Origin of the sequence: Streptococcus infantis, assembly GCF_047465035.1 — a bacterium.
GTDB classification, from domain to species: domain Bacteria; phylum Bacillota; class Bacilli; order Lactobacillales; family Streptococcaceae; genus Streptococcus; species Streptococcus infantis_T.
Map to the genome: position 1 here is coordinate 1 of NZ_JASHAQ010000038.1, position 4,670 is coordinate 4,670.

A 4,670-nucleotide genomic window follows, 5' to 3' on the forward strand; every position below is an offset into this window, starting at 1 on the left:
TTTATGTTTGGTCATAGTAGGCCTCATTTCTACCACAAACGTCTCACACTTAATTCCACCATAAAAATCCGTTTTAGACTAATTTCCACTTTGGTCAGATAAGTGGAAGTTACTTTGAGAAGTTTCCGAAATATTTTGATAAGAAATTTTAAAAAACACCGATTAGATAAATAAGAAAAATTATGGTATAATAAAACGATACAAAAAAGGAGTAAATATGGACATTTCAGAAATTCGTCAAAAAATTGACGCCAATCGTGAAAAATTAGCTTCTTTTAGGGGGTCTCTTTGACCTCGAAGGGTTAGAAGAAGAAATTGCCATTTTGGAAAACAAAATGACAGAACCTGATTTTTGGAACGATAATATTGCGGCCCAAAAAACGTCGCAAGAATTAAATGAACTAAAAAATACCTACAATACTTTCCACAAGATGGAGGAGTTGCAGGATGAAGCTGAAATCTTACTAGACTTTTTAGCAGAGGATGAGTCTGTTAAGGATGAGTTGGTGGAGAAGTTAGCTGAGCTAGATCAGATGATGACTAGCTACGAGATGACTCTGCTCTTGTCAGAGCCTTATGATCATAATAATGCTATTTTAGAGATTCACCCAGGATCTGGTGGAACAGAAGCCCAAGACTGGGGCGATATGCTTCTTCGTATGTACACTCGTTATGGGAACGCCAAAGGTTTCAAGGTTGAAGTCTTGGATTATCAAGCAGGTGATGAAGCAGGTATTAAGTCAGTGACCTTGTCTTTTGAAGGGCCAAATGCTTATGGACTTCTCAAGTCAGAGATGGGAGTTCACCGTCTGGTACGTATCTCACCATTTGACTCAGCTAAGCGTCGTCACACCTCGTTTACTTCTGTAGAAGTTATGCCAGAGTTGGATGATACGATTGAAGTTGATATTCGAGAAGATGATATCAAGATGGATACTTTCCGCTCGGGTGGAGCAGGTGGACAGAACGTCAACAAGGTTTCAACAGGTGTCCGTTTGACCCACATTCCGACAGGGATTGTCGTTGCATCAACCGTTGACCGTACTCAGTACGGAAACCGTGATCGTGCGATGAAGATGCTCCAGGCAAAACTCTATCAAATGGAGCAGGAAAAGAAAGCTGCTGAGGTAGATGCCCTTAAGGGGGACAAGAAAGAAATCACATGGGGAAGCCAGATTCGCTCCTATGTATTTACCCCTTATACCATGGTGAAAGACCACCGTACCAGTTTTGAAGTTGCGCAGGTAGATAAGGTCATGGATGGAGACTTAGATGGATTCATTGATGCCTATCTGAAATGGCGTATTAGTTAAAAGAAAGGAAGTCACATGTCGATCATTGAAATGAGAGATGTTGTCAAAAAGTATGACAACGGGACAACAGCCCTACGTGGCGTCTCTGTGAAAATTGAACCGGGAGAGTTTGCCTATATCGTAGGTCCTTCGGGTGCAGGTAAGTCAACTTTTATCCGTGCCTTGTACCGTGAAGTTAAAGTTGAAAAAGGAAGTTTGCAGGTTGCAGGTTTTAATCTTGTTAAGATTAAAAAGAAAGATATTCCGCTTCTTCGTCGAAGTGTTGGAGTTGTCTTTCAGGATTACAAACTATTACCAAAGAAAACCGTTTATGAGAACATCGCTTATGCAATGGAGGTTGTCGGTGAAAGCCGTCGCAATATCAAAAAACGTGTTATGGAAGTTTTGGATCTTGTCGGCTTGAAGCATAAGGTTCGTTCATTCCCTAATGAATTGTCAGGTGGTGAGCAGCAACGTATCGCCATTGCTCGTGCTATCGTAAACAATCCTAAGGTATTGATTGCCGACGAACCGACAGGTAACTTGGATCCAGATAACTCATGGGAAATCATGAACCTCTTGGAGCGCATCAATCTCCAAGGTACGACTGTTTTGATGGCCACCCACAACAGCCAAATCGTAAATACCTTGCGCCACCGTGTCATTGCCATCGAGAATGGTCGTGTGGTTCGTGACGAAGCGAAAGGAGAGTACGGATACGATGATTAGTAGATTTTTCCGCCACCTGTTCGAAGCTTTAAAGAGTTTAAAGCGTAATGGGTGGATGACCATTGCTGCTGTCAGTTCAGTAATGATTACCTTGACCTTGGTTGCTATTTTTGCCTCAGTTATCTTTAATACTGCAAAATTGGCAACAGATATCGAAAACAACGTCCGCGTCATGGTTTATGTTCGTAAGGATATTGAAGACAATAGTGAAACCATTGTCAAAGAAGGCCAGACAGTCACTAACAATGATTACCACAAGGTTTATGATGCTCTCAAGGCTATGCCAGCTGTTAAAAGTGTAACCTTCTCAAGTAAAGAAGAGCAGTACCAAAAGCTGACTGAAACCATGGGTGACGATTGGAAGGTTTTTGAAGGAGATGCCAATCCACTTCATGATGCCTACATCGTAGATACCAATTCACCAAGTGATGTGAAACCAGTCGCTGAAGAAGCTAAGAAAATCGAAGGAGTTTCTGAGGTTCAAGACGGTGGTGCCAATACGGAGCGTCTCTTCAAGTTGGCTTCCTTCATCCGTGTTTGGGGATTGGTCATTGCAGGACTCTTGATTTTCATCGCAGTCTTCTTGATTTCAAATACCATTCGTATCACTATCATTTCACGTAGTCGTGAAATTCAAATCATGCGTTTGGTTGGTGCTAAAAATAGCTACATTCGTGGTCCATTCTTGCTAGAAGGTGCCTTCATTGGGCTATTAGGAGCAACTATTCCATCAATCATGGTTTACTTTATCTATAACCGAGTCTACCAATCAGTTAACCCATCTTTGGTTGGACAAAATCTATCTCTGATTACCCCAGATGCTTTTATTCCATTGATGATCGGTCTTTTGTTCCTCATTGGAATCTGTATCGGTTCACTTGGTTCAGGAATCTCAATGCGCCGATTCTTGAAAATCTAAGTAAGATAATTTAGTAAAATCTATAAAAGTAGGATACCATCGAGGCTTGACCGAGTCAGATGGTCCTACTTTTTATGTTGAACTTATAAACCATACTCTTCAAAAATCAAATTAAAACCACGTCAGCTTCGTCTTGGCGTATATTTGTTACTGACTTCGTCAGTTCTATCCACAACCTCAAAACAGTGTTTTGAGCAACCTGTGGCTCGCTTCCTAGTTTGCTCTTTGATTTTCATTGAGTATCAGTTGCTTGCCAATTTTTGGGAAACAGTGTATGATAGGAAAGGACCTTTTTGCTAAAAGAGTGATAGGGACTAGATGAAAGAAATCTTTTATCTCTACAGTAATATCTAGCTCTTTTGACTTAACATAAATAATGAATGAGGATAAAATGAAACAATTTTTGGAAAAAGTGAGTATACTTTCCCTGTCGTTAGTATTGATCACATCATTTTCTATATCAAGTGCCCTACCAGCCATGTTTGACTATTATCAGGGCTATTCGACTGGTCAGGTTGAACTTCTAGTCAGTCTCCCATCCTTTGGGATTATGGATATGCTTTTATTGAATGGTGTTCTTGAGCGTATTTTCCCTGAACGCCTCCAGTTGACCCTGGGACTTTTGATCTTGTCAATCAGCGGAACAGCTCCCTTCTGGTATCAGGGGTACTACTTTGTCTTTGCTACTCGTCTTCTTTTTGGGATTGGTGTGGGGATGCTAAACGCCAAGGCTATCTCTATCATCAGTGAACGGTACCATGGCAAGACTCGTATCCAGATGCTTGGTTTTCGTGGTTCAGCTGAGGTAGTGGGAGCCTCTATCTTGACCTTGACAGTCGGTCAGCTTTTGGCCTTTGGCTGGACTGCAACCTTCCTAGCCTACGCTGCAGGTTTAGTGGTTCTTGTACTATTCCTTCTCTTTGTCCCTTATAACAAAGAAGAAGTTCATGAGTCCAAGCAAAATACAGAAGAAGTAGCGAAACTAACTCGCTCTATGAAACAGTTGATTTTCTTTCTAGCTGTCGGTGCTGCAGTCATTGTATGTACCAATACAGCCATTACCTTCCGTATTCCTAGTCTCATGATTGAGGCAGGCTTTGGAGATGCTCAATTGTCTAGTCTGGTACTCAGTGCCATGCAGTTGATTGGGATTTTGGCGGGAATTAGCTTTTCTTTCCTCATCTCTGCCTTTAAGGAAAAACTTTTATTGGTTGCGGGTGTTACCTTTGGTATTGGGCAAATCATCATCGCTCTTTCACCTTCTCTTTGGGTTGTCGTTGCAGGTTCTGTCTTAGGAGGATTTGCCTATAGTATTGCTCTGACGACAGTCTTTCAGTTAATTTCTGAGAGAATCCCTGCAAAGCTCCTCAACAAAGCAACTTCTTATACTGTTTTGGGATGTAGTTTTGGTGCTTCCTTAACACCTTTTGTTCTTTCAGGAATTGGCTTAGTAACAACGAATGGTCGAATGACCTTTATCATTCTAGGAGCATGGATGATTGCTACATCAGTCCTTGTTTCTCTCCTACTGAAAAAAGAAGCTTAACAAAAAGAGGCTGGCCCAAAAGTTTTTATAATCAGAAAAACGCATACTATCAGGTGTTGAATGTACTGACCCCAAAAAGTTAGACAATTAATTTATTCAAAGGATTTAGTTCTGTATTGCACAGGACTGAGTCCTTTTAGTTTTACCTTAATTCGTTTGTTGTTGTAATAATCAATATAGTTTA

General features: G+C 40.9%; 5 protein-coding genes. 4 read left to right on the forward strand and 1 reads right to left on the reverse strand.

All coding sequences use genetic code 11. The annotated features are described in order from the left end of the window. The first annotated feature begins 217 nt into the window (after positions 1–217). The 4 genes from prfB to QM406_RS09845 all read left to right on the forward strand — a co-directional run bounded on the left by prfB (position 218) and on the right by QM406_RS09845 (position 4,486). Positions 218–1,313 (forward strand): peptide chain release factor 2 gene (prfB, locus tag QM406_RS09830; RefSeq protein ID WP_148131633.1). Its coding sequence is split into 2 segments (ribosomal slippage): positions 218–289 and positions 291–1,313, totalling 1,095 coding nucleotides; the frame shifts between segments, so codons are not numbered across the junction. Positions 1,314–1,328: 15 nt separating this feature from the next. After that, positions 1,329–2,021 (forward strand): cell division ATP-binding protein FtsE, encoded by a 693-nt coding sequence (ftsE, locus tag QM406_RS09835; RefSeq protein WP_049548597.1) that lies wholly within the window; start codon positions 1,329–1,331, stop codon positions 2,019–2,021. Beyond that, complete coding sequence (gene ftsX, locus QM406_RS09840) at positions 2,014–2,940, forward strand: permease-like cell division protein FtsX (protein ID WP_075232086.1); 927 nt, start codon at positions 2,014–2,016, stop codon at positions 2,938–2,940. Before ftsE ends, ftsX begins: the two co-directional genes overlap by 8 nt. Before the next feature lie 391 nt (positions 2,941–3,331). Next, entirely contained in the window at positions 3,332–4,486 is a 1,155-nt protein-coding gene (locus QM406_RS09845; RefSeq protein ID WP_414274111.1) for an MFS transporter, read from the forward strand. Between the two features lie 92 nt (positions 4,487–4,578). On the opposite strand, the gene QM406_RS09850 is transcribed toward QM406_RS09845, so the two are convergent. Further along, positions 4,579–4,670, reverse strand: a 92-nt coding sequence (locus QM406_RS09850) for an IS3 family transposase (RefSeq protein WP_414274112.1), incomplete at its 5' end; no start/stop codon positions are given.